Origin of the sequence: Synechocystis sp. PCC 7509, assembly GCF_000332075.2 — a bacterium.
In the GTDB taxonomy this organism is placed as follows: domain Bacteria; phylum Cyanobacteriota; class Cyanobacteriia; order Cyanobacteriales; family Chroococcidiopsidaceae; genus Aliterella.
This window is the reverse complement of the sequence record NZ_ALVU02000001.1, coordinates 3129745-3151194: the sequence shown is the minus strand read 5'-3', so window position 1 is coordinate 3151194 and position 21450 is coordinate 3129745. Positions and strand designations below refer to the sequence as shown.

Here is a 21450-nt window from a genome sequence, read left to right as displayed (position 1 = left end):
CGGTTCACAAAGGCATTAAAGCCCTCTGACAAGCGGGACACACCGCATGAATTGCCAATTGGCAGTCTAATAAGTGATAACCTTCTTTTTCGGCAGTTTTACTACCTATTTTTAGAATTGAATCGTTCTTAAATTCAATAGTTTTGTTGCAGCGAACGCAAATCAAATGATGATGGTGATGGGGATAAGGTTGGTTTAGTTCGTAATGTTTATGTCCTTCGCCTAATTCTAGTTCGCGCAAAATACCCATTCTTGCCATCAACTTCAATGTTCGATAGATGGTAGATAGGCTAATACCTTTTGCTTGCTCTTTGGTTTCTAGTTGATGGTACAGATCCTCGGCGCTGAGATGTTCTCCTTCTGGGAGTTTTTGAAAAACTTGCAGTATAGTTTCTCGTTGCGGAGTCAATCGCCAACCGCGATCGTGGAGTTCTGCTTTGAGGGAGCCAGCCGTGTAAACAGTCATAACGACATTCTCAAGAAAGCTTTGTAGTTGCTAATTCTAATAAATTTAGGCAGCAAGTGTCAACAAGCCAAACTTATTGAGAACAATTGCCAACCCAAGCCGTTTAACCTAAAGAAATAATATCAGTGAGAATAAATTGTGGACGCAATATTAGAAAAGTCTTACCAACTAAAACAGGCTTTAGTTGACTTTGTTTTGGATGCAGAAGGGGAACTTGCAACTAGCCTAGAAGCCTATGCAGCCGAGCAATCACGGCGCAAAAGCGGCGATAATCAGCAAGACTTAATCGTTGATAGTTTTATTATTGAAGGTAAAGTTGGCGATCGCATACCTATAGAATTATTTATTGCTAGTCAGCCAAAATTGACAGAGAGCGATCGCAATTTAATTAGTGACTGGCGACGTAGTTTTATAGGTTTATTTACGGTAGTTGAAGTATTGAGCGATGGTTTTGAACTCCAAAACTGGCTGACAACTAAAAACTATATTGTTAAACCAAACAATCCTCAAACCATTAAAGAACTGTTGCGCTGTCAAGTAGGAGATATTTTACTTACTCGAATTGCGCCGATTGCTGATTATTGGACATTTTTTAGTAAATCTACAATTTTGGGCAAGTTAGGTAAACCCAAATTAGCGGTAGCCATTGGCAACTTTAAAGACAATTACAAACATTCTCTTTATGGCGATGCACCAGAATTATTACAACAAGCTTGGCAATCTGTAGACGAATATCATCAGCAATTTATCGAATTTTTCGGTAGCGATGAAATCACGATGTCAGGATATCACCTTAATAAAAAAGTTGCTGAGTTTCAAGAGCTATTAATGAAGCAAAACCTAAGCGCCGCAGGTCTTGATGATACTAAATCTCTGGCAGAACTGGCTCAAGATGCGGGTTTGGAGCAATCAGAAATTGAAGCTGCGGCTAAAGAATCTGGCGCAGATACTAAAGTTGTCGCGCAACTATTTGATAAAAAAAGCCCTACAAAAATGGTAGCGCCTAAAATCGAATTACCTGCCGAATTAAAAAAAGCTGAACAAGTAACATCTTTGTCTCATCCGCGTTGGGGACAAATATTTTTACCTACTTATAGTAAGTTTAAAACTATTATTGAAGCTCCAGAGTGGCAAAGTATTGAAGGAGCAGAAAAACTTATTCGCTATTATTTAGAGAATCCGACAATAAATGTGTTTATTTGGCAGAGATTAGCCCAACAATACCCTCAGCAATTAGAAAAAATATTGCAACAGTTTTTAGAACTTCCAGACTTTAAAGTTGACCAATTATCAACACTTTTACAGGACAATTTTGATAAACCTTTAGAGCCAGAATTGCCAGAAACTGCCAGCGTACCAGTACACTTAAACAATTTATTTGAGGAAGCTGTAGCAGAAGTTAATAAGTCTAAAAAGACTAAAACTTCTAAAAAAGTAGGTTCTGGGTTTCAAAAACCTTGACCTAAACTAGAAGGTTTTTGTGGTGAAGTATTAGCAGTTTCTTGTACCTGAACTAACTGCACATCTCGAATAGTTGCGATCGCATTGTAATCAGACTTTGATTTACTAGCTATTTCCGACTCAACCCAAGCATAACTAGCTTTTGGTAAGTCGGAGATACTGTTTGCTACTTTTCCTAAACGAGGCGTATAAAAACGCAACAAGACTCCAGTTTTTCCGCCACCTTCCACAAAGTTGATTGGATGATTTTGGACTATAGAAGCGATATTTGGTTGTTGAAAAAATGCTTTAACTTCGGGGTTATAATCTCCTAGCAAACCCGTAATTCCAGCTACAGATAAAGCTAACCAAGGAGCTAATAACCAACCTGCTACCCAATACTTAGCCGTCAAAAAATGCTTACCTAATTTATGATACCCAATCCATACTAGGGGAACAGTTAACCAACCTAATCCTAATACAAATGCGATCGCGGCATATTTTTGAATCTCTGCGTCTACAGGAATTGCTACACCCGTAAGTAGGATTAAACTTGCTACTAATAACAAGCAACTCAAAACCCCAATAACATAACTAAGAATACGCGGTAGACTTTTTGTTTGATAATTTTTGCCTAGCCAATCTAAACCCAAACCTGCTAGTAAAGCAATAAAGGGATAAAGAGAAAGTGCATAATGAGGTATTCGAGTCGAAAATAAACTAATTTCAATAAATAGAATAATCGGAAATCCAACTAATATTAACTGGTAGCGAGGAATAGGATTAGTTAAAGCAACTTTCAAGCCTAATAACCCCATAAAAGCCCAAGGAAAAGCTTTGGCTGGTATGTTCCACAAGTAATAAAAGATATTATTGCCGTTACGTTCTTCTGAGTTTAAATGAACAATAAAATCAAACATTTCTGTAAACTCAGTTGATTTATAAAAAGCCCAGCTAGTAAAAAGCCAATAAATTGTTGGAATTAAACCTAATAACAAACCTAAGTAAATTGCCGGATTAGTAAAATGACGATGGCGGCGATGTTCCCATATTAAGTAAGGCATTAAAGCCAGCATTGGCAGAAAAATCATGTAGCTTCTAATTAAAAAGCCTAAGCCAAAACTTAAGCCAACTCCAAAACCCCAAAGTAAACGATTATTTGGTTGTAACTCCGCTTTTAACAAGCACCAAATACCTAACAATACAAAACTTGCTAAAGGGATATCTGGTACAGACATTCGACTATATTGCAACCAGAAAAACTCTATGCTCAAAATAGCCGCCGCTAACCAGCCTACTTGTTTGCTAATAGTAATCTTGCCAATTTCATAGATTAATAAAGCGCTAACAACACTAAAAACCATGCTCGGAAGTCTAGCGGTTATTTCATTAATACCAAATAAAGAAAAAGAACTCGCTATTAACCAATATATTCCCGGAGTTTTACCATAATGAATAATCGCCGGATTCATCCAATCGCCGGATTCTACAATCCATCTCGCTCGCCAAGCATAAATTCCTTCATCGTGAGCGATTAAACTTTGCTGCTCGGAATTAAATACTAATAGGGGAACAAGCCAAACAAATAAGCTGATATAAGGCAATGTTCCAATTAAAAAAGAACTTTTGAAAATACGTTTAATCATTTTTTGGTGATGAGATTATCCGTTTGTCGCGATCGTTAAAACTTGCGGCGGTGTAGCATCGGGAGGATAAAGAAAGTTTACCTGTACCAAACGCGTAGCTTGCGGCTGGATATTGAGTTGTACCAAGGGAGCGCCGCGATCGCCACGTTTTTGAACTAAATGAATGTAGCGCGTCTGTGGTAAGCCGCGATCGCTTTTATAAGCAACTCTCACAGTCCCGCGAAAGAAAACTTGACTTGCTGGCGGATGCAAAAACCGCAATCCGCTTTTACTCAAAGTGTCTTCTTTAATCGGTGTTTGCAACCATACTGAAACGGTTTTAGGACTATCAGTATTGTTGTACAAAGGTAAATTGAGATTGTACTGAATGCCGTAATTGCCATGAGCGCTGTAAGCTGTATCCGGGTAACGAGCCAATAAGGGCGCACTTTGTACTTGATTTGTGCCTAATTTGCCCAAGGGAAGCGTACTCAAACCGTAGGAAAATGCTTGACGCGATCGCGGAATGGTTAAGTATGGCGACGGAGAATCGACTATTTGCGCCGTCCATTGAGAGCCTTGAGCTATCCCGGCTACCCGTCCATAGATAATCTTATTAGTAGTTTGTTCCGGCGGCGTGGGAGCGCGATCGCGCGGTGAAACCAAATTTCCAGTAAATAACAAATTTTGCCATTGGGTTAAAGTTGGCGCGACTTCCTTTTTATTTGCTTTCAGAGGCGCGTACATGGCTAAACTAGCGGCATAAATAGGGCGGGGGCTTTGCAATCGCATAAGTAGCGATCGCCCGTTAATAGGCGGATCTAGAGTCTTTACCGGGATGGGTAAATTAATTAATAGTCGGCTTTGACGAGGGGGAAGGACGATATAGGGGGGTAAACGATGCCTTTGTCCTCGTAGTATGGCATTGGTAACGCGATCGCCGGGACCTGCAAATATTTTACTTAATGGATTTTCGCTTAAAGCTGGTAATTCTATAAACGGTGCATCCGGTTGACTAAGATAAGTCGCCGCTTGCAATATATTGACTTGCAAGGGTTTGTTGCTGGGGTTGTGAAGAAGTATCCCCAAATAAAGCGAGCGCAAATTATTAGCTGTAGGTGGTTTGGCTACATGGTGAGCAAATATATCAAATCTTCCTTGCAAGGGAAAATTTAGATGCGCTCCCCGCGATTTTTTACCATTTGGGGGAAAAGTTGAGAGTAAAACACCTGCTTTTTGGACTAATTCAGGGCTATTGCTGTTAAACACCAACACTTTGTCTAATTTGCCCGGTAATTCTCGTACTTGTTGGATTTGGACTATTTCTTGAGGCGTTGCTTGAGCTAATGGTAAAAATGGCAGCATGAAAAAATTTAGACAAAGGTTAATCGTTGGACAACAGCTAAGAAACTGTTTTTAATTTCCGTCAAATTATCTGAATTGAGAATTGGGATATGAACAAATATACAATGACTAGATAGTTGCGACTCTTGTAGATACTGCAATACCGAGTAATAAAGACCTTCGCAGACAAATTTACCCGCATCATAACTAATTTCGATCCCATCAATGCCAGCTATTAACTGGTGTAAATTTACTTGAGCATTTAACCACTCATCTCCACGGCTGGCTTTTGCCTCTATAGTAAGTTGGCTACGTTTTTGAGCCATCCCACAACAAACAATAATATCAGGCTGAAGTTCGGCAATTTTGGTAATTGTTAAGTTACTTGCAAGCTCTATATCTACAGGTAAATGTCTTAAAAATGAATCTTGCGGGTGTAAAGGCGATATTTCTTGCAGCAAGTCGTCTGACGAATTAGATTTTTGCTCAGGTAGCCAGGTAGTAAAAGATGTGAATAGGAGTTTTCTATCCATGCACTTGCGATCGCCTACCTTAAAATAAAAAAGGGTCAATGAGTAAAACAATGACAGAAATAGCGATTATAGATTATGGCATGGGAAACCTGCACTCTGCTTGTAAAGGCTTGGAAAAAGCCGGAGCAAAGCTAAAAATTACCGATTCAATCCGGGAATTAGAGCAAGCCGACGCGATTGTATTGCCAGGAGTGGGGGCTTTCGATCCGGCGGTGCAACACTTGCGATCGCGCGCTTTAGAAGATCCTATCAAAAAATTAATTGCTGGTGGCAAACCATTTTTAGGCATTTGTTTAGGTTTGCAAATGTTATTTGATGGTAGCGAAGAAGGCAAAGAGCCGGGATTGGGGATTATTCCTGGTATGGTGAAAAGATTTATTAACGAGCCAGGAATTACGATCCCCCACATGGGTTGGAATCAATTGGAACTTACTCAACCAAAATGCGGACTCTGGCAAGGGCTACAAGGTGGGGAATGGGTGTATTTTGTTCATTCCTACTATGTTGACCCTATAGATACTGCCATTCGCGCGGCAACGGTCACTCATGGGACGCAAACTGTGACCGCCGCGATCGCTCTTGATAACTTAATGGCAGTACAATTTCACCCCGAAAAATCTTCCAGTGCGGGATTGCAAATTTTAGCTAACTTTGTTGCCCAAGTAAACGCCAAAATTCCCGCTTAAGCTATGAGTTTAAGAATTTCCGGCAATCGTCAACTAAAAACTTTACCAGGGCTTGATACTCGCCCCACAAGTTCGCGCGTGCGATCAGCATTATTTAATATTTGGCAAGGAGAAATAGATAATTGCTCGTGGCTAGATTTGTGTGCGGGTAGTGGCGCAATGAGCGCCGAAGCTTTAAGTCGAGGTGCAAAATCTGTAACTTGCATCGAACAATCTAGCCGTGCTTGTACGATTATTGGGCAAAACCTGCAACAAATAGCGATTAATCAAACCTTTCAAGTATTGAAGGGAGACGTATTACAGCGCTTAAAAAGCCTTGCTGGACAGCAGTTTGACCGGATTTACTTCGATCCACCTTACGCCAGCAATTTATATCAACCAGTGCTAGAAGAAATCGCTGTTTACAAGCTTTTACACCCTGATGGCGAACTTGCTGTAGAACATTCTCCCAGTTTTGAATTACCCCAAATTACCACTTTAGAAATTTGCCTACAAAAAGTTTACGGGCATACCGCCGTAACTTTTTATTGCCCTTCCCCTAGTTAAGAAGGGCAATAAGTCGCTTTATAAACCTAATTGCTTACCGCGCTTGTATTGTTTGTAAGCGGCAAAAAATAAGCCTGCTAGAGTTATAGCTATCGTTCCTAAAACTATTCCATCTAATAAGGGTTCAACCACAGTAATCTCCTAAAAAATTAGTAAATATTTATTGCTTGTACCCGATCTTACTACTTGGGCTACTTCAAAACTACCATTTCCCGAATTCGCCACTGATTAGCTTGCCTAACTAGATCGTAATTTACCTGTAATTTCTCATCGTAAGACAAACTTTGACTTAGCTTGCCATCAATATACACTTGAGCTACTTCTTCAACGGTAGCGGTAACGATCGCGCGATCGCGATTTTTTGCGTCAGTTTTTACCGCATCTATTTTCAAAGTATGTTTGTATTGGCGATAACGATTATCAGCGCGATCGCTACTAACTCGTTTTTGCCACTGAGATAAAGTTGGATTGACTAAAATTTGTGCTAATTCTTCCGTTGCATGAGTAGTACCAAAGGCTACAGCTTTCGTGGAGAGCCAGTTTTGAATGACTTGCTGGGCAGTTGCTTCTATTAATAAACTATCAGCAGGTATTTCGGTAGTTGTTTCAGTAAGATCGAATAACGGTTCGTTTAACGTTACTAACGGTTGCTCTCCTGCTAAAGCCAGTGGTGAAACACTCCTACTTTGTACCCAACTATAAGTTTTACCTGCCACAAAGCCTAAAAATAATATTCCACCTAAACCAACTAGCGCCAATAAAGCTAGGCGAACTAATTTTTGATTTTGAAAAATCCCCTCAGAAAAACGACGAGGGCGTTTTTTGGCACGTTTCCTAGGCTGAATATGAACAATGCTGTTTGAATTTGCCTGATTACGAGTAGCTAAAGCGACTTCTTCAGGAGGATTGGAAGAAGTTGTAACTTGACTTTTGCCCACTGCTACAGTTTGTGTAGGCGCTGTAACTTGACTACTTTGAATGTCCTCCGTTACCGCACCCCATTCATTAGTAGCTTCAATTTCTGTAGGTAAAGCTTCCAAATAAGCTTGTACTTGTTCGTTTGCAAAGTAATCTTTTAAGGAAACTGAGCGACTTCTTAAATCTCTAAATTGAGCAAACACTTCGTTTTGTAGCCATCGTTCGCTATACAAACACAAACCAGGCAACAAATCAGGAGATCCTTGAGAATTTTCTCGAATCAAAGACAAAGATTCCTGTTCTTGAGACAATTCTACCGATCGACTGGCATCCGTAGTTTGACCAAGTAGCAACGAACACACCGCTTGTTCTAAATGTACGTCTTGACGCTTGCCCAATCGCATTAAGTGCAATTTGGCTTTGCGAATTAGGATCGGCATTCGTTCGGCAAATCCGCGCGCCATTAGAGCATACACCGCCAAATAATTAGCAACAGGCGAAGGGCGTTGACTTTCAGTTTCAAATAGTTCTTGCTGCTCTCTAACGGTTAAATAGCTGCGTAGTTGCTGGATAAATCTTAAAAAATCATCTAAACCTAATCCCGATCCATCTTCTCCCGTACCGTCAATACCGCCTCGTTGTTGCAAAATATCTTGTAACAACTTCAAACCTTGCTTGCGTTCAACTATCCGCTCTTGAGGTTGTGCTAATAATTCTAAAATACGATAAGGGCGGAGTTTATTGAGATCGGCGGCAATTTCTTGGCTAGTTTTGGCAAATAATCCGGCATTTGTGAGCAACTGGTAGCCATTTTCTAAAGAATAAGCTGCTTTTTCGTACTGACCTTGTTGCCATTGTTCTCTCCCTAACTCCAAACAAGCAAGAGCAACAGTCAAAACCAGATCCGGATCGTTATTACTTAGTGAGGTTTCTAAATTTAGATAAGGTTGACCTAAATTAAGGACAAGCTCGTATTCTCCTAGCTCTTGGAGAAGTAGCAACGCGCCAGTAAATTGATCGTCGGTTATCTCAATACTAGGAGCTAGAGACTCCGTTGTGCTGGGTGGAGCTTCAGTTAAAGTATCTACTCGATCGCCATAGGTTGCTACAAAATAGTTATTATCGTAGCGCTGTTTTTGTTGGGGATGGATTAAAACTTTATAAGCTATGTCTATAAGTTGTTTTCTTGTGGCAATTACTTTTTCGGAATACTCGCGCCGAGGTAATTGCAATAGGCGATCGCGGTAAGCCTGTTGCAACTGTTCTACGCTTGCTTGAATTGGCAAACCCAGTATTCGGTAATAATCTAGTGGAATTCGCACCCTTAATTTCCCTATACACCGCGAATAATAAAATTTAACCTACAATCAAAATCGCTTAAACCGTGACAAGATAATAATTTGTGACCTTCCTACGTGCAGCATGGGTAATCACAATATTGTTTAACACATTCTCCCATATAAATTAAAATTACAAGGATAATTCCACTATGGTTCAAGAACGAGCATTACCTGTTTTTAATACTAATGCAGTGAAAATATCTTCAGAAGTAGGCTTGCGACTTTATGAAGATATGATTTTGGGACGCTATTTTGAGGACAAATGCGCCGAAATGTATTACCGAGGTAAAATGTTTGGCTTTGTTCATTTATACAACGGTCAAGAGGCGGTGTCTACCGGGGTCATTCAAGCCATGCGACCAGGGGAGGATTATGTTTGTAGCACTTACCGCGATCACGTCCATGCTCTAAGTGCTGGCGTACCAGCCAAAGAAGTAATGGCTGAGTTATTTGGTAAAGCCACGGGTTGCAGTAAAGGGCGGGGTGGTTCGATGCATATGTTTTCTAGCGAACATAAGTTACTCGGAGGCTACGCTTTTGTGGCAGAGGGGATTCCCGTAGCTACAGGGGCAGCTTTTCAAACTAAATATCGTCGGGAAGCTTTGGGCGATGAAAGCTTTGCAGATCAAGTAACAGCCTGCTTTTTTGGCGATGGCGCGGCAAATAACGGGCAGTTTTTTGAATGTTTAAATATGGCGGCGTTGTGGAAACTGCCAATTATTTATGTAGTAGAAAATAACAAATGGGCGATCGGCATGGCTCACGAACGCGCCACGTCCCACCCAGAAATTTATAAAAAAGCTCATGCTTTTGGTATGGCTGGGGTAGAAGTAGATGGGATGGATGTGTTAGCAGTCCGTGCGGCGGCGACAGAAGCCGTAGAACGCGCTCGTGCGGGAGAAGGTCCGACATTGATTGAAGCCCTTACTTATCGATTTCGCGGACACTCTCTAGCCGATCCTGACGAACTACGAGCTAAAGAAGAAAAAGATTTTTGGTTCAGTCGCGATCCGATTAAAAAATTGGCAGCTTACCTGACGGAACATAATTTAGCTTCCGAGTCAGAACTTAAAGAAATTGAGGGCAAAATCAACCAAGTTATTGATGAAGCGGTAAAGTTTGCAGAAACAAGTCCAGAGCCTTCGCCAGAAGAATTGTATCGGTTTATATTTGCCGAAGATAAGTAATAGGAAAAATATGACGTTTAAAGTCGCTCTTAACCAGCAACAGTATAAGACCTACACTCTTTCTGATTCTTACGCCCAATCTTCCATTGAAGTAGTGCCAGAAAGAGGCGGAATTGTCACTAAATGGCAAATTCAAGGGCAAGAAATGTTTTATTTGGATGAAAGTCGCTTTACTGATCCCAAATTAAGCGTTAGAGGCGGAATTCCCATACTATTTCCCATCTGCGGCAACTTACCTGACAATACTTACACTCATGGCGATCGCACTTACACTTTAAAACAACATGGTTTTGCCCGCGATTTGCCTTGGCTTGTCACCGACCAATCAACAAATGATTGTGCCAGCATTACCTTAGTTTTAACTAGCAACGATGAAACAAAAGCCGTCTATCCCTTTGACTTTGAAGTGAGTTTTACTTACAGGCTGTGGGGAAATAGCTTAGTTATCCATCAAAACTTTCAAAACAACTCCAGCGAATCCATGCCTTTTTCGGTAGGATTGCATCCCTATTTCTCCGCCCTAGATAAAAGTGCATTGCAGGTACAAATTCCCTCTACCGAGTTTTACGACCAAAAATCTCAAACAACGGAGGCTTTTCATGGCGAATTTGATTACAACCTTGACGAAATAGACGCTGCTTTTATGCAATTGTCTAGTGAATCTGCTTCAGTCAAAGATACCAGCCGCCAGTTGCAGTTAAACTTAGAGTGGAATAACGACTACTACAACACGGTAGTTTTTTGGACAGTCAAAGACAAAGACTTTTACTGTTTAGAGCCTTGGACAGCCCCTCGCAATGCGCTAAATACTGGTGATGGCTTGATCTCTCTGCCACCAGGAGACAGTTTGCAAACCTGGGTGAGTATGAACGTAACTTTTTTGTAGACCCCTTGTGTTTATGAATTAGTCATGCTACTGTTATAAACGGTGTCAAAAAAACGACACCAAGTCACGGGTCGCTAGCTCAACGGTAGAGCACTCGGCTTTTAACCGATTTGTTCCGGGTTCGAATCCCGGGCGACCCATAAAAATAGTAGAGTAGCTGAAGACAAGGGATTGCGATTGCAATCCCTTAATTATAAAGATGTTTTTAATTGTGTTGGGCGAATATCCACCGAGCTTAAAAAAAAGATATTTCTCCTAGATTCAGATAATAATGAGTTGGTCAAAACAGCATACTTGAATAACTTTGGAAAATTTTTATTCGACCGCGAGTTACCACTTCAAACCTTAGTTTGATAAAAGAGCATATTAATCTTCAATTTGACTTCTTACCCAACGGCGAAAAGCTTTTACTAATTCCAGATAATCTATTGTTTGGGCTTGTTGTAAAAACCCGGCAATCTCTGGAATCGGTAAGCTTGCAAAAAATTGACTTGTTTGAGAGGTGATGTAAATTCCATTTTGTAATTGTTTAACTGTTAATGAATCGCCGTTGTAAATCCAGATTTCTGCTACCCCTATATCTGCATAAACTTGTAGGCGATTAGGCGAACTGCTAGTAATATCAATTTTAATTACCAAATCCGGTGCTGGATCGGTAGTAGGATCCAGTCGCTTTTTGCCTCTAACTAGGGCAATGTTGCGGAAATAGAAACATTCATCTGGTTCTGCACCGCTTAGTTCTGGACTTTGTAACGTTGTTGAACCCAACGGGTAAATTTGGATATTTAGTTCTTCAGCTAAAGTTTCTACAAAGCGTCCTACAACCTTTTTGTTAAATTCATGCTCTGGGGAGGGAGCCACAATCTCTAAAGTTCCACGATTATAAGTAAGGCGAAGACGGCGAAGTTTCAATTCTGACCGCAATGTTTCGTAGGTTTGCCAACTAATCCCCGAAAGATGAATTATTTCCGTAGAGGACGTAAGTAAGGTTGCAGTCACAGTTAAACCTTAAACTCAATGACTTTATTATGAATCATAAATATAATCGCACCTAGGGCGCAGGCAATAAATTTGCCGCTCTCCAAAGCATAAATATATTATTGAAATAAGTGTTTTTCAGTCAAAACTATGCTGTATATGGTGATTGAGTATTTCAATGCAGGTGCGGCTGTTGATATATATCGTCGCCTGCGCGATCGCACTCGTCAATTGCCACCAGGTCTTGAGTATGTTGATAGTTGGGTAGACTTAGACTATTTTCGGTGTTTTCAACTGATGCGGACAAGCGATCGCACTTTGTTTGATACTTGGATCGCAGATTGGAGCGATTTAGCTCATTTTGAGATTATCCCAGTACGCACTTCTGCCGAAGCTGCCCAGCACATTGCAGATAAACTCTAAAAGATATCTATGGTAAAACTGCTACCCGCCAAAAACTCATTTAAGTGCAAGCTTTTGTAGCATCCCTAGATATAATTTTTTATAAAGTTGAAAATCATCTTAAGATTAGCGTAATGCAAACGCTTGTCTATAACCAAATTAGGAGGAATTTCTATGGCGCTCGTACCAATGCGGCTGCTTCTAGATCACGCGGCGGAAAATAGCTACGGTATCCCAGCTTATAACGTTAACAACATGGAGCAGATTCAAGCAATTATGCAGGCTGCCCATGAACTGGATAGCCCCGTGATTTTGCAAGCATCTCGCGGCGCTCGTAAGTATGCAGGCGAGTCTTTTTTGCGTCACCTAATTTTGGCGGCGGTAGAAACTTACCCCCATATTCCCATTGCTATGCACCAAGATCACGGCAATAGTCCTGCAACTTGCTACTCGGCAATGAGTCACGGCTTTACTAGCGTGATGATGGATGGCTCTTTGGAAGCTGATGCTAAAACCCCTGCTAGTTTTGAGTACAACGTTGAAGTAACTCGCAAAGTTGTTGATGTTGCTCACTCCATCGGCGTTAGCGTTGAAGGTGAACTTGGTTGCTTGGGTTCTTTGGAAACTGGTATGGGTGAAAAAGAAGACGGTCACGGTGCTGAGGGCGTTTTATCCCACGATCAGCTACTAACTGACCCTGATGAAGCGGTAGCATTTGTAGAACAAACGCAAGTAGATGCTTTGGCTGTTGCTATCGGTACAAGTCACGGCGCTTACAAGTTTACTCGCAAGCCTACTGGAGAAATTCTCGCTATTAGCCGGATTGAAGAAATCCACCGCCGTTTACCCAATACTCACTTGGTTATGCACGGTTCTTCTTCTGTTCCTGAAGATTTGCTTGCCATCATTAACCAAAACGGTGGGCAAATTCCTGAAACCTACGGTGTTCCTGTGGAAGAAATCCAAAAGGGTATCAAGTGCGGCGTGCGTAAGGTAAATATCGATACTGATAACCGTTTGGCAATTACGGCGGCGGTGCGGGAAGCTTTGATGAGCAATCCCAAGGAGTTCGATCCTCGTCACTTCCTTAAGCCTTCGATTGTCTATATGCAGAGAATTTGTGGCGATCGCTACAAGCAATTTGAATCGGCTGGTCAAGGTAGCAAAATTAAGCAAATTTCCTTAGATGATTTTGCCGCTAAGTACGCTAAAGGCGAACTAAAAGCAATCTCTAAGCAAGCTGTAAAAGCTTAGTTATTGGCAATTTTCAACCAAAAGCTGGGTAGTGATGCCCGGTTTTTTGTTGGATGCAAACCTTATATTTCAGTAAACTCCTGTAAGAAAAACCAAGAATTGGGGGGTCTGCCCCCCAAACCCCCCATTGGGGGACGAGTTGCCTCCCCCAAACCCCCTGCAAAAGGGTCTTATCCTGTATCCGCAAGTTTTTGGGTAGTAGACCTAGTTATTGAAACTATCTACCAATTACCAATTACCCTTTACCCTTTACCCATTCAACAACGCCAGATATTCCTCTACAAAAATACTCGATGTTGCAAGGATGGCATCTGACGGCGGACTTGTTCTAGGCGACTTGGAGAAATTTCGGCGATCGCACAGCCTGGTTTATCTCCGGCATCGGCTAATATAACGCCCCAGGGGTCGATAATCATAGCGTGACCGTGGGTTTGTCTCATCGCGTAATGTTGTCCTGTTTGGGCAGGTGCAATCACGTAGCAAGTGTTTTCAATCGCTCTTGCTTGGAGAAGAATTTGCCAGTGATCTTTGCCTGTATATGCCGTAAAAGCTGCCGGAATAAATACTACGTCTGCTCCTTTATCTGCTAAATGACGATAAAGTTCGGGGAAACGTACGTCGTAGCATACCGATAAACCTAAGTTGCCTAACTCTTTTGAGTTATAAACCTGTGGCATAGTTGTACCAGCCATGACGGTTTTAGATTCTCGATAGGTATTACCGTCGGGTAAATTTACATCAAATAAATGAACTTTTTTGTATCGAGCAATTTCTTGACCGTTGGGATCGATTAGTAAGGCTGTATTGTAAACTTTCTCCGCGTCTACAGGAACGGGAAAACCCCCGCCTAATATTGTGACTTGGAAGCGTTGAGCCATTGTTTTGAGGAATTTTTCGCTTTTTTGGGCGATCGCCTCGGCTTGAGCGATTTTGTCTTCTTCCTCTCCCATAAATGAAAAGTTTTCTGGTAATGTAATTAACTCTGCGCCCTGTCTCCTGGCAAGTTCGATTAATTCTTCAGCCTGAACTAAGTTTTTTTCTAGATCGGGCAGGCTCGTCATTTGAATTGCGGCGGCAAGATAAGACTTCATGAGTTAAACGGAAATGGTGCTTTGTAGTCTATAAAAATATAAGTTTATTTGGGAATCAGTGCAATTAGAATTATCTACAATACTCCGGCAATCATTCCCGCAAGTAAAATAAACCCAATCCAAACATTTTGTCTGAACATCTCTCCGTAAGCACTAGAAAGCATTGAGGGACTATTTAGCCGCAGATATTGCCAAGTCCAACCTAACGCCGCAAGTCCCAAGGTCAGCCAAAAAGCAACGTTTAGCTGCATAGTTACGCCTAACCAACCCATAAGTAAAACTGTAAGCGCAAAACAAATTGCCACTGCTATTGGTGCATAGTTGCCAAAAAACAAAGCGCTAGAATTTACCCCTAGTTTGCGATCGTCTTCTCGATCGCTCATTGCATAAATTGTATCGAATCCCAATGCCCACAACACTGTTGCCCCCCACAGCATCCACATTGCCTTATCTAAGCTTGCTGTAACGCTGCTCCAGCTAATTAAAACCGCAAAACCCCACGCAACTGCCATAACTAATTGCGGCACGGGAAACACTCGTTTAGCGGCAGGATAGAGAACAATTACCGGAACTGCTGCTACGGAAAGCCAGAAACTTAAAGGATTGAGATAGGATGCGATCGCCCATGCACAAATTAAAGCAACTATTGCTACTCCAAACCCTACTTTAACGGAAAGCGATCGCTCTGCTAAAGGACGATTACGGGTTCTAGCTACTTGGGAATCAATGTTTCGATCCCACAAATCATTGACTACGCACCCCGCCGCACTGGTGGCTAAAGTACCGAAAACGATCGCGCCTACTAAAGGTATTGGTGGCGAACCTTTGGCGGCTAAAAACACCGCCCACAAAGCCGGAATCATCAATATTAAGCGTCCGGCGGGTTTATCCCAGCGTAGAAGTCTGACAATAGCCAGCCAAATTGGTACGGGGGTTTGTTCTTTTTGGGCGATCGTCATGAGAAAAAATAACTATAAAAGTAAGCTTTTGTTTGCCATTTATAGAATATCGTTATTTATGATGCTGGGTGCTTGGTGGTAAATCTACATGGTCAATTCTGTTTCTGCTAGTTGGCTAATTCCAACTCAAGTTGAGCAACAAATTATTGCCGCTATTGACTTGGGGACAAATTCTTTACATATGGTGGTAGTCAAAGTCGAACCGACGCTACCAGCTTTTACAATTATTGCTAGAGAAAAAGATTCGGTAAGACTAGGCGATCGCGATTTAATATCGGGTAACTTAAAACTAGAAGTAATCGATCGGGCGATCGCCACCCTTAGCCGTTTTCAAGAAATTGCTAAAACTTACAACGCCCACACCACAATTGCTGTAGCTACTAGCGCCGTGCGCGAAGCTCCTAATGGTAGAGATTTTTTGCAGCAAGTAGAGGCACAATTAGGACTACAAGTTGATTTAATTTCCGGTCAAGAAGAAGCTCGACGTATCTATCTTGGCGTATTGTCGGGGATGGAATTTAACGATCAACCCCATATTATTATTGATATTGGTGGCGGTTCTACGGAGTTAATTTTGGGTGATAGTCACGAAGCCCGTAGTCTTAGCAGCACTAAAATTGGCGCGGTGCGTCTAACTACTGAACGTGTGACTACAGATCCCATTAGCGATCGCGAGTTTGAGTATTTAACTGCTCATGTGCGCGGCGCTTTAGAGCGTCCTGTTGACGAGTTACGCGCCTGTTTGCAGCCCGGTGAAGTTGCCCGCTTGGTAGGTACGGCTGGCACGATAGAGACGCTTGCAACCGTTCATGCGAGAGAAAAACTAGGGCTAACTCCTTCACCTCTTACTGGATACCAACTTAGTCTCAAAGACTTGCAAGAAATTGTTAATCGCCTGCGTAAGCTAAATTGTGTAGAAAGAGCCGCCATTGCTGGAATTTCGGAAAGCCGCTCGGAAATTATCCTAGCTGGGGCAATTATTTTACTCGAAGCTATGAAGCTTTTGGGCATAGATACGCTTACCGTCTGCGAACGTAGTCTGCGGGAAGGAATTATCGTTAACTGGATGCTTTCTCGCGGCTTAATTGAAGATCGTTTGCGCTACCAAAGCTCAATTCGCCAAAGAAATGTGATTAAAACGGCGCAAAAATATCAAGTTAACTTAGAGCATAGCGATCGCGTTGCCACTTTTGCTGTCGCTCTATTTGACCAACTCCAAGGAAAACTTCATAATTGGGGAGTAGAAGAAAAACAGCTATTGTGGGCGGCGGCTATGTTGCATAATTGCGGCTACCATGTCAATCATTCTGCCCATCACAAACATTCTTACTATCTAATTCGCCATGGCGAATTACTTGGCTACACCGAAACTGAGCTAGAAATTATTGCCAATATTGCCCGTTACCATCGCCGTAGCCCTCCCAAGAAAAAACATGAAAATTATCGCAATCTAGCCAAAAACTCCCGCCAGCTAATCAGTCAAGTTAGTGCATTTTTGCGCTTGGCAGTGGCTTTAGATCGGCGGCAAATTGGCGCGATTAGTCAGTTACGTTGCCAGTACAATCCGATAATTCCAGAACTTCACCTTTATCTACAAGCCGCAAATCCTGATGATGACTGTGCTTTAGAGTTATGGAGTTTGGATACCAAAAAAGCCATTTTTGAGGCAGAGTACGGCGTGAGATTAGCCGCAACTTTAGACTCTACACTTAGTTGTGTAGGCTGAATAGATTTGAAGGATTAAACTAATTACGCAGCTTGCGATAGCGGTAAAACGTATAGGTATCAAATAATGCGCCGACAAAACTACAAGCTAAACCAATAATTGCAATTCCTCTCCAGGAATTACCACTACCGAAGGCGGCTAAAAACTCGGTTATGCCTTGACTCATGGCGGCTGAAAATGCTGCTAATCCTGGAAGATGACCGATTAAGGAAAAACTAACCAGCAGTCCAGATACTAAGAATATCGGAGCTAAGAAGCTAAAAACGATTGTTAGCGCCAGAGTGGGGCGAAAACTTGGTAAAATGCTCATTTGGTGCATATTTTCGTTAGTTAACTCAATGCAAATGTTTGTTGACAACTACTATTTTCTACAATAAGCGCGATCGCGCTATGGCTAACCATGTCTTCAACAATCTTAAGTTTTTATTAAAAGTTTTGTAAACTACTCCAAAGCAATGTAATGAAGCGTATCAGTTACATTAAGCATATAGATTACTAATAAAAGTCTTTTGGGATACATTTAGACAATTTTGCGAAAAATTAGCAGTTTTCAAGCCGGAACTATTAAAAGCATAGATTATAGAAAAGTACGCGTCCGTAAATAGGTACAATTGAGCTTTTGCAGCAGGCAGAAATTGTGCAAAGCTCAAGCTTAAGAGTATGGAGTCAGCGCTTACTAGCAGCGATTTTGCTAGGCGGACAAGTATTATTTCACTTGCTCAAAGTCAAAATTCACCGCCGCAATACCATCGAACAAATGGCTGCCGTGGGTCCAGACTCTTTACTAATTGTTATTGTTACCGCCGCTTTTGTGGGCATGGTTTTTACAATTCAAGTAGCTAGGGAATTTATTAATTTTGGGGCAGTGCAGGCAGTAGGAGGGGTTTTAGCCCTGGCGTTAACACGGGAACTTGCTCCCGTAATTGCGGCGGTAGTGCTGGCAGGTAGAGTATGTTCGGCTTTTGCCGCAGAAATTGGCACGATGCGAGTTACAGAACAAATTGACGCGCTTTATATTCTCAAAACCGATCCCATCGATTACTTGGTAGTTCCCCGCACCATTGCTTGCTGTTTGATGATGCCAGTTTTAACACTGATCTTTCTAACAATTGGATTAGCGGGGGGCTTTTTGGTTGCAAATAACTTATATAACCTGTCTCAAAATGTATTTTTTGATTCTGTGCAAAACTTCGTCAGCGTTTGGGATGTATGTAGCGCGGTAATTAAAGCCACGTGTTTTGGAGCTTTAATTGCCGTAATCGGCTGTAGTTGGGGCTTAACAACCACTGGAGGCGCTAAAGGGGTAGGACAATCTACTACCGCCGCCGTAGTTACTGCTTTGTTGGCTATTTTTATCAGTAATTTTCTTTTAACGTTAGTAATGTTTCAAGGAAGCGGTAGCGCGGTATTGTAAAACTCTAAAATAGGGCGTTGCTGAAAGTGCGATAATTTTCCCGACGTTGGCAACTTGTCCTAGATCACGCTTTTTTATACCGTATTGGAAATAGCTAATTAAAATTACTACCCATTACCCTAGGGATAATTCGTTGATGAGAAAAATATTAGAATGATGAAAACAAATAAGTTTTGGAAATTTTGATGGCGGTCAACTTAATTCAATCATTGCAGGAAATAAAAGATTTCCGAACATCTGTGGCTGATTTTGCTATTAGTTGTCATGGGAACAATCAGTGGATGCCGAAGTTACTACGCATTGGAAGACTTTGGGGCGCGCCACTATCAAGCAGTCAGTGAGTAACTAGGACTAACAGTAACTCGCTTACCCTCAGACACTACCTTTCGCCGCATTTTAGAGAAGCTAGATTTTCAAACGTTGGCACAGCAGTTTGAAGCCTGGGTCAGTCGTACTATTGATATTCAACCCCAAGAGTGGGTAGCAATTGATGGTAAGAGTATTAAAGGAACTGAAACCTTGCCAGGAACAACTTATCAGAACTTCGTGAATTTGGTTTCGGTCTACAGTCATCAACAAGGAGTATTACTTTCCAGCCCACAATTTGAATCGAAAAAGAGCAGTGAGTTGAAAGTGGTACAAGCAATGCTGGAGGCGTTGAATTTAGAAAGAGTAGTATTCACCATGGATGCTTTGCACTGCCAAAAAAAATACTAAGCTGATCATTGAGGGCGGTAATGATTAGACCTCTTGCAAAAGTTAATGATAAAATCGTAGGGAAGTGACTAAGTAGAAGTAAAAGTGACTTATAAAAAGGTAAAAAAATTAAAGGCGGAAGAATTTAAACGTTTGACTGGAGTGCATTTTGACACTTTTAATCAAATGGTAGAAATAGTCAAGGAAGCGGAAAAATCAAGGAAGAAAACTGGCAGACCGCCAAAACTAAAGGTAGAAGACCAAATCTTAATGGTCTTAGAATATTTACGAGAGTACCGAACTTTTTTTCATTTAGGTGCTACTTGGGGAATAAACGAATCTACAGCCTACCGAATTATTCAAAAAATAGAAAATATTTTAATTAAAGCTCCTCAACTAAGACTACCAGGGAAAAAGAGATTGATTGACGATGATTATCAGCTAGAAACGGTAGTAATAGATGTAAGTGAGACCCCCATAGAAAGACCTAAAAAAAACAAAAGAGCTATTATAGTGGCAAGAAAAAAAGACATACGTTGAAAGCCCAAGTAGTTATCGATCAAAGAAATGGAGAAATACTGTGTACGTACTATGGCAAGGGTTCTGAACATGATTTCAAGTTATATAAAAGAAGCAAAATCAGGATTAAAAAAGAGGTTAAATGTTTAGCAGATAAGGGATATCAAGGAATTAAAAAGCATCATCATTTTAGTCAAATACCTAAAAAGAAGCCAAGAAAAGATAAGCTTTCTGTAGCCGAGAAAAAAGAGAATAGAGAACTAGCAAAAGAGAGAATAATTATTGAAAATGTTTTTGCCCATTTGAAAAGATTTAGGATTTTACAAGGGCGATATAGAAACAGAAGGAAACGATTTGGATTAAGGTTTAATTTAATAGCTTCTATTTATAATTATGAGCTTAACTTAAACGCAAATCAATCTTAAAGCTTATTTTTGCAAGAGGTCTATTATGTGATTACCGTCAAAAGTAATCAACCTCGACTATTGACACAACTTAAAACTATTGCCACTGGTCAAAAACCCTGGGAACAGTTTGTTGATATTGAGAAAACTCACGGATGAATTACCTGTCGCATCGTCAAGGTCTTTAGTGAACTTAAGAACATTGACCTCGATTGGGTAGGAGTGCAAAGCCTTATTCAAATCGAACGCATCGGTATCCGCGTAGGCAAGAAATATCTACAGACTAACTATTACATTAGCTCCTTAGTCTCAAAAGCAATTACCTTTGCGAAGGGAATTCGTCAGCATTGGGGAATTGAAAATCGTTTGCACGCTCGTGAAAGATGTAATTTTTGGAGAAGATGCTGCTCCATTTAGTAACTACAATGCTGCCACCAATTGGTCTATTAGCCGCAATATCGCGCGGAGGTCTGGCTATGATTCTCTTACCAAAGCCGAACGATGTCTTGCTCATGATATCGATAAATTATTTTCCCTTCTAGAATGAATTATCCCTGACTGTTGACCCTTGGCGAATCCATCAATGGAGGTATCGTGAAGTCATCGCCAATTTTACCGGACTATAGTGTTGAAGTTGTACCAATTCGTACTCAACGTTGCCTTGGTTATAATGTTGAGCAACGTTTGTTTCATTTAGATTCATTAGAAAATCCCTCAAAGCCTTGATTAATTGATGTTTTTATGCCGCGATCTGGGATAACTACTCCGATCGCCTTGATGGAAAAAGTTAGTTTTGGTAATGGCTCAGATATGTAGATAAGGGATTAAATTAGTAGTCCAAACTTATAACGGTTGATGAATAACCCCATTACTAGATCGTGCATTTCAATAGATTTGGAGAAGCATATTGTCTTACGATACTCAACGTTTAATTTTTGTCCTTAGTGTTAAATGTTTGCGTGCAATTTTTTGAGTGTTATACTTCCCAATAGTATGTATTTGTTGGTCTAAGTATCGTTAATAACAAGCCCCTTAA

22 protein-coding genes, 1 tRNA gene and 2 pseudogenes are annotated in these 21450 nt (G+C 41.1%); 14 read left to right on the top strand and 11 right to left on the bottom strand.

All coding sequences use genetic code 11. The annotated features are described in order from the left end of the window. Nucleotides 1-4: 4 nt before the first annotated feature. Complete coding sequence (locus SYN7509_RS0215785) at nt 5-466, bottom strand: transcriptional repressor (protein ID WP_009631818.1); 462 nt, start codon at nt 464-466, stop codon at nt 5-7. 138 nt (nt 467-604) lie between these two features. Between SYN7509_RS0215785 and SYN7509_RS0215780 the strand changes: the two genes are divergently transcribed. Next, nucleotides 605-1927 (top strand): hypothetical protein, encoded by a 1323-nt coding sequence (locus SYN7509_RS0215780; protein ID WP_009631817.1) that lies wholly within the window; start codon nt 605-607, stop codon nt 1925-1927. On the opposite strand, the gene SYN7509_RS26130 is transcribed toward SYN7509_RS0215780, so the two are convergent. Genes SYN7509_RS26130 through SYN7509_RS0215765 form a run of 3 tightly spaced genes read right to left on the bottom strand, consistent with a single transcriptional unit; the run spans nt 1915 to nt 5408 of the window. After that, on the bottom strand, nt 1915-3552 hold the full coding sequence (locus SYN7509_RS26130) for an ArnT family glycosyltransferase (protein WP_009631816.1): 1638 nt from the start codon (nt 3550-3552) through the stop codon (nt 1915-1917). The genes SYN7509_RS0215780 and SYN7509_RS26130 overlap by 13 nt on opposite strands. A 15-nt stretch (nt 3553-3567) precedes the next feature. After that, nucleotides 3568-4896 (bottom strand): DUF3370 domain-containing protein, encoded by a 1329-nt coding sequence (locus SYN7509_RS0215770; RefSeq protein ID WP_009631815.1) that lies wholly within the window; start codon nt 4894-4896, stop codon nt 3568-3570. Between the two features lie 8 nt (nt 4897-4904). Continuing rightward, complete coding sequence (locus SYN7509_RS0215765; protein ID WP_009631814.1) at nt 4905-5408, bottom strand: pyroglutamyl-peptidase I family protein; 504 nt, start codon at nt 5406-5408, stop codon at nt 4905-4907. A 50-nt stretch (nt 5409-5458) separates the two neighbouring features. On the opposite strand from SYN7509_RS0215765, the gene hisH reads away from it, so the two are divergent. Together hisH and rsmD are read left to right on the top strand one after the other, a co-directional pair. After that, the gene (gene hisH / locus SYN7509_RS0215760) at nt 5459-6094 is read left to right on the top strand and encodes an imidazole glycerol phosphate synthase subunit HisH (RefSeq protein ID WP_009631813.1); all 636 of its coding nucleotides are present in this window, start codon (nt 5459-5461) and stop codon (nt 6092-6094) included. Nucleotides 6095-6097: 3 nt separating this feature from the next. Beyond that, nucleotides 6098-6640: a 16S rRNA (guanine(966)-N(2))-methyltransferase RsmD gene (gene rsmD / locus SYN7509_RS0215755; protein ID WP_009631812.1), complete on the top strand. Its 543-nt coding sequence runs from the start codon at nt 6098-6100 to the stop codon at nt 6638-6640. 18 nt (nt 6641-6658) lie between these two features. On the opposite strand, the gene petG is transcribed toward rsmD, so the two are convergent. Further along, entirely contained in the window at nt 6659-6772 is a 114-nt protein-coding gene (gene petG / locus SYN7509_RS0215750) for a cytochrome b6-f complex subunit V (protein WP_009631811.1), read from the bottom strand. A gap of 59 nt (nt 6773-6831) precedes the next feature. After that, on the bottom strand, nt 6832-8880 hold the full coding sequence (locus SYN7509_RS0215745; protein WP_009631810.1) for an IMS domain-containing protein: 2049 nt from the start codon (nt 8878-8880) through the stop codon (nt 6832-6834). Nucleotides 8881-9047: 167 nt separating this feature from the next. Between SYN7509_RS0215745 and pdhA the strand changes: the two genes are divergently transcribed. The 3 genes from pdhA to SYN7509_RS0215730 all read left to right on the top strand — a co-directional run bounded on the left by pdhA (nt 9048) and on the right by SYN7509_RS0215730 (nt 11111). Next, a complete protein-coding gene (gene pdhA / locus SYN7509_RS0215740; protein WP_009631809.1) occupies nt 9048-10085 on the top strand; it encodes a pyruvate dehydrogenase (acetyl-transferring) E1 component subunit alpha in 1038 nt (345 codons plus the stop codon). Nucleotides 10086-10095: 10 nt separating this feature from the next. Continuing rightward, the gene (locus SYN7509_RS0215735; protein ID WP_009631808.1) at nt 10096-10971 is read left to right on the top strand and encodes an aldose epimerase family protein; all 876 of its coding nucleotides are present in this window, start codon (nt 10096-10098) and stop codon (nt 10969-10971) included. A 68-nt stretch (nt 10972-11039) separates the two neighbouring features. Beyond that, a tRNA-Lys gene (locus SYN7509_RS0215730) sits at nt 11040-11111 on the top strand. Nucleotides 11112-11337: 226 nt separating this feature from the next. Here SYN7509_RS0215730 and SYN7509_RS0215725 read toward each other — a convergent pair. Continuing rightward, nucleotides 11338-11970 carry a Uma2 family endonuclease gene (locus tag SYN7509_RS0215725; protein ID WP_009631807.1) on the bottom strand — a complete coding sequence of 211 codons (633 nt, stop codon included), beginning with the start codon at nt 11968-11970 and terminating at the stop codon, nt 11338-11340. Between the two features lie 129 nt (nt 11971-12099). On the opposite strand from SYN7509_RS0215725, the gene SYN7509_RS0215720 reads away from it, so the two are divergent. Both SYN7509_RS0215720 and fba read left to right on the top strand, forming a co-directional pair. Next, a complete protein-coding gene (locus SYN7509_RS0215720; RefSeq protein ID WP_009631806.1) occupies nt 12100-12372 on the top strand; it encodes a DUF3303 domain-containing protein in 273 nt (90 codons plus the stop codon). 153 nt (nt 12373-12525) lie between these two features. After that, a complete protein-coding gene (fba, locus tag SYN7509_RS0215715; RefSeq protein WP_009631805.1) occupies nt 12526-13605 on the top strand; it encodes a class II fructose-bisphosphate aldolase in 1080 nt (359 codons plus the stop codon). 278 nt (nt 13606-13883) lie between these two features. Here fba and SYN7509_RS0215705 read toward each other — a convergent pair whose 3' ends face one another. Both SYN7509_RS0215705 and SYN7509_RS0215700 read right to left on the bottom strand, forming a co-directional pair. Beyond that, nucleotides 13884-14696, bottom strand: a complete 813-nt coding sequence (locus SYN7509_RS0215705) for a carbon-nitrogen hydrolase family protein (protein WP_009630026.1) — start codon at nt 14694-14696, stop codon at nt 13884-13886. A gap of 74 nt (nt 14697-14770) precedes the next feature. Continuing rightward, nucleotides 14771-15655: a 4-hydroxybenzoate solanesyltransferase gene (locus tag SYN7509_RS0215700; protein WP_009630025.1), complete on the bottom strand. Its 885-nt coding sequence runs from the start codon at nt 15653-15655 to the stop codon at nt 14771-14773. A gap of 88 nt (nt 15656-15743) precedes the next feature. Between SYN7509_RS0215700 and SYN7509_RS0215695 the strand changes: the two genes are divergently transcribed. Beyond that, entirely contained in the window at nt 15744-17381 is a 1638-nt protein-coding gene (locus tag SYN7509_RS0215695; RefSeq protein WP_009630024.1) for a Ppx/GppA phosphatase family protein, read from the top strand. A gap of 19 nt (nt 17382-17400) precedes the next feature. Here the strand turns inward: SYN7509_RS0215695 and SYN7509_RS0215690 are convergent, their stop codons facing one another. Continuing rightward, nucleotides 17401-17700, bottom strand: a complete 300-nt coding sequence (locus SYN7509_RS0215690; protein WP_009630023.1) for a hypothetical protein — start codon at nt 17698-17700, stop codon at nt 17401-17403. A 318-nt stretch (nt 17701-18018) separates the two neighbouring features. Here SYN7509_RS0215690 and SYN7509_RS0215685 point away from each other — a divergent pair, with 318 nt between their 5' ends. The 5 genes and pseudogenes from SYN7509_RS0215685 (at nt 18019) to SYN7509_RS31370 (ending at nt 21140) form a co-directional block, all read left to right on the top strand. After that, nucleotides 18019-18795: an MlaE family lipid ABC transporter permease subunit gene (locus tag SYN7509_RS0215685; RefSeq protein ID WP_009630022.1), complete on the top strand. Its 777-nt coding sequence runs from the start codon at nt 18019-18021 to the stop codon at nt 18793-18795. A gap of 378 nt (nt 18796-19173) precedes the next feature. Beyond that, nucleotides 19174-19512: pseudogene (locus SYN7509_RS27720) on the top strand (ISAs1 family transposase); the annotation flags it as partial. Nucleotides 19513-19596: 84 nt separating this feature from the next. Further along, nucleotides 19597-20435 (top strand): IS5 family transposase gene (locus SYN7509_RS28630; protein ID WP_202807208.1). Its coding sequence is split into 2 segments (ribosomal slippage): nt 19597-19987 and nt 19987-20435, totalling 840 coding nucleotides; the frame shifts between segments, so codons are not numbered across the junction. A 355-nt stretch (nt 20436-20790) separates the two neighbouring features. Continuing rightward, nucleotides 20791-20961: a hypothetical protein gene (locus tag SYN7509_RS30180; protein WP_158506160.1), complete on the top strand. Its 171-nt coding sequence runs from the start codon at nt 20791-20793 to the stop codon at nt 20959-20961. 47 nt (nt 20962-21008) lie between these two features. Further along, entirely contained in the window at nt 21009-21140 is a 132-nt protein-coding gene (locus SYN7509_RS31370) for a hypothetical protein (protein ID WP_255327314.1), read from the top strand. A 98-nt stretch (nt 21141-21238) separates the two neighbouring features. Here SYN7509_RS31370 and SYN7509_RS31920 read toward each other — a convergent pair. After that, nucleotides 21239-21410: pseudogene (locus tag SYN7509_RS31920) on the bottom strand (IS1 family transposase); the annotation flags it as partial. Between the last annotated feature and the right edge of the window lie 40 nt (nt 21411-21450).

Coding starts and splice junctions, on each gene's coding strand:
- SYN7509_RS0215785 (WP_009631818.1), bottom strand. CDS start 466: ATGACTGTTTACACGGCTGGCTCCCTCAAAGCAGAACTCCACGATCGC.
- SYN7509_RS26130 (WP_009631816.1), bottom strand. CDS start 3,552: ATGATTAAACGTATTTTCAAAAGTTCTTTTTTAATTGGAACATTGCCT.
- SYN7509_RS0215770 (WP_009631815.1), bottom strand. CDS start 4,896: ATGCTGCCATTTTTACCATTAGCTCAAGCAACGCCTCAAGAAATAGTC.
- SYN7509_RS0215765 (WP_009631814.1), bottom strand. CDS start 5,408: ATGGATAGAAAACTCCTATTCACATCTTTTACTACCTGGCTACCTGAG.
- hisH (WP_009631813.1), top strand. CDS start 5,459: ATGACAGAAATAGCGATTATAGATTATGGCATGGGAAACCTGCACTCT.
- rsmD (WP_009631812.1), top strand. CDS start 6,098: ATGAGTTTAAGAATTTCCGGCAATCGTCAACTAAAAACTTTACCAGGG.
- pdhA (WP_009631809.1), top strand. CDS start 9,048: ATGGTTCAAGAACGAGCATTACCTGTTTTTAATACTAATGCAGTGAAA.
- SYN7509_RS0215735 (WP_009631808.1), top strand. CDS start 10,096: ATGACGTTTAAAGTCGCTCTTAACCAGCAACAGTATAAGACCTACACT.
- SYN7509_RS0215720 (WP_009631806.1), top strand. CDS start 12,100: ATGCTGTATATGGTGATTGAGTATTTCAATGCAGGTGCGGCTGTTGAT.
- fba (WP_009631805.1), top strand. CDS start 12,526: ATGGCGCTCGTACCAATGCGGCTGCTTCTAGATCACGCGGCGGAAAAT.
- SYN7509_RS0215705 (WP_009630026.1), bottom strand. CDS start 14,696: ATGAAGTCTTATCTTGCCGCCGCAATTCAAATGACGAGCCTGCCCGAT.
- SYN7509_RS0215700 (WP_009630025.1), bottom strand. CDS start 15,655: ATGACGATCGCCCAAAAAGAACAAACCCCCGTACCAATTTGGCTGGCT.
- SYN7509_RS0215695 (WP_009630024.1), top strand. CDS start 15,744: ATGGTCAATTCTGTTTCTGCTAGTTGGCTAATTCCAACTCAAGTTGAG.
- SYN7509_RS0215690 (WP_009630023.1), bottom strand. CDS start 17,700: ATGCACCAAATGAGCATTTTACCAAGTTTTCGCCCCACTCTGGCGCTA.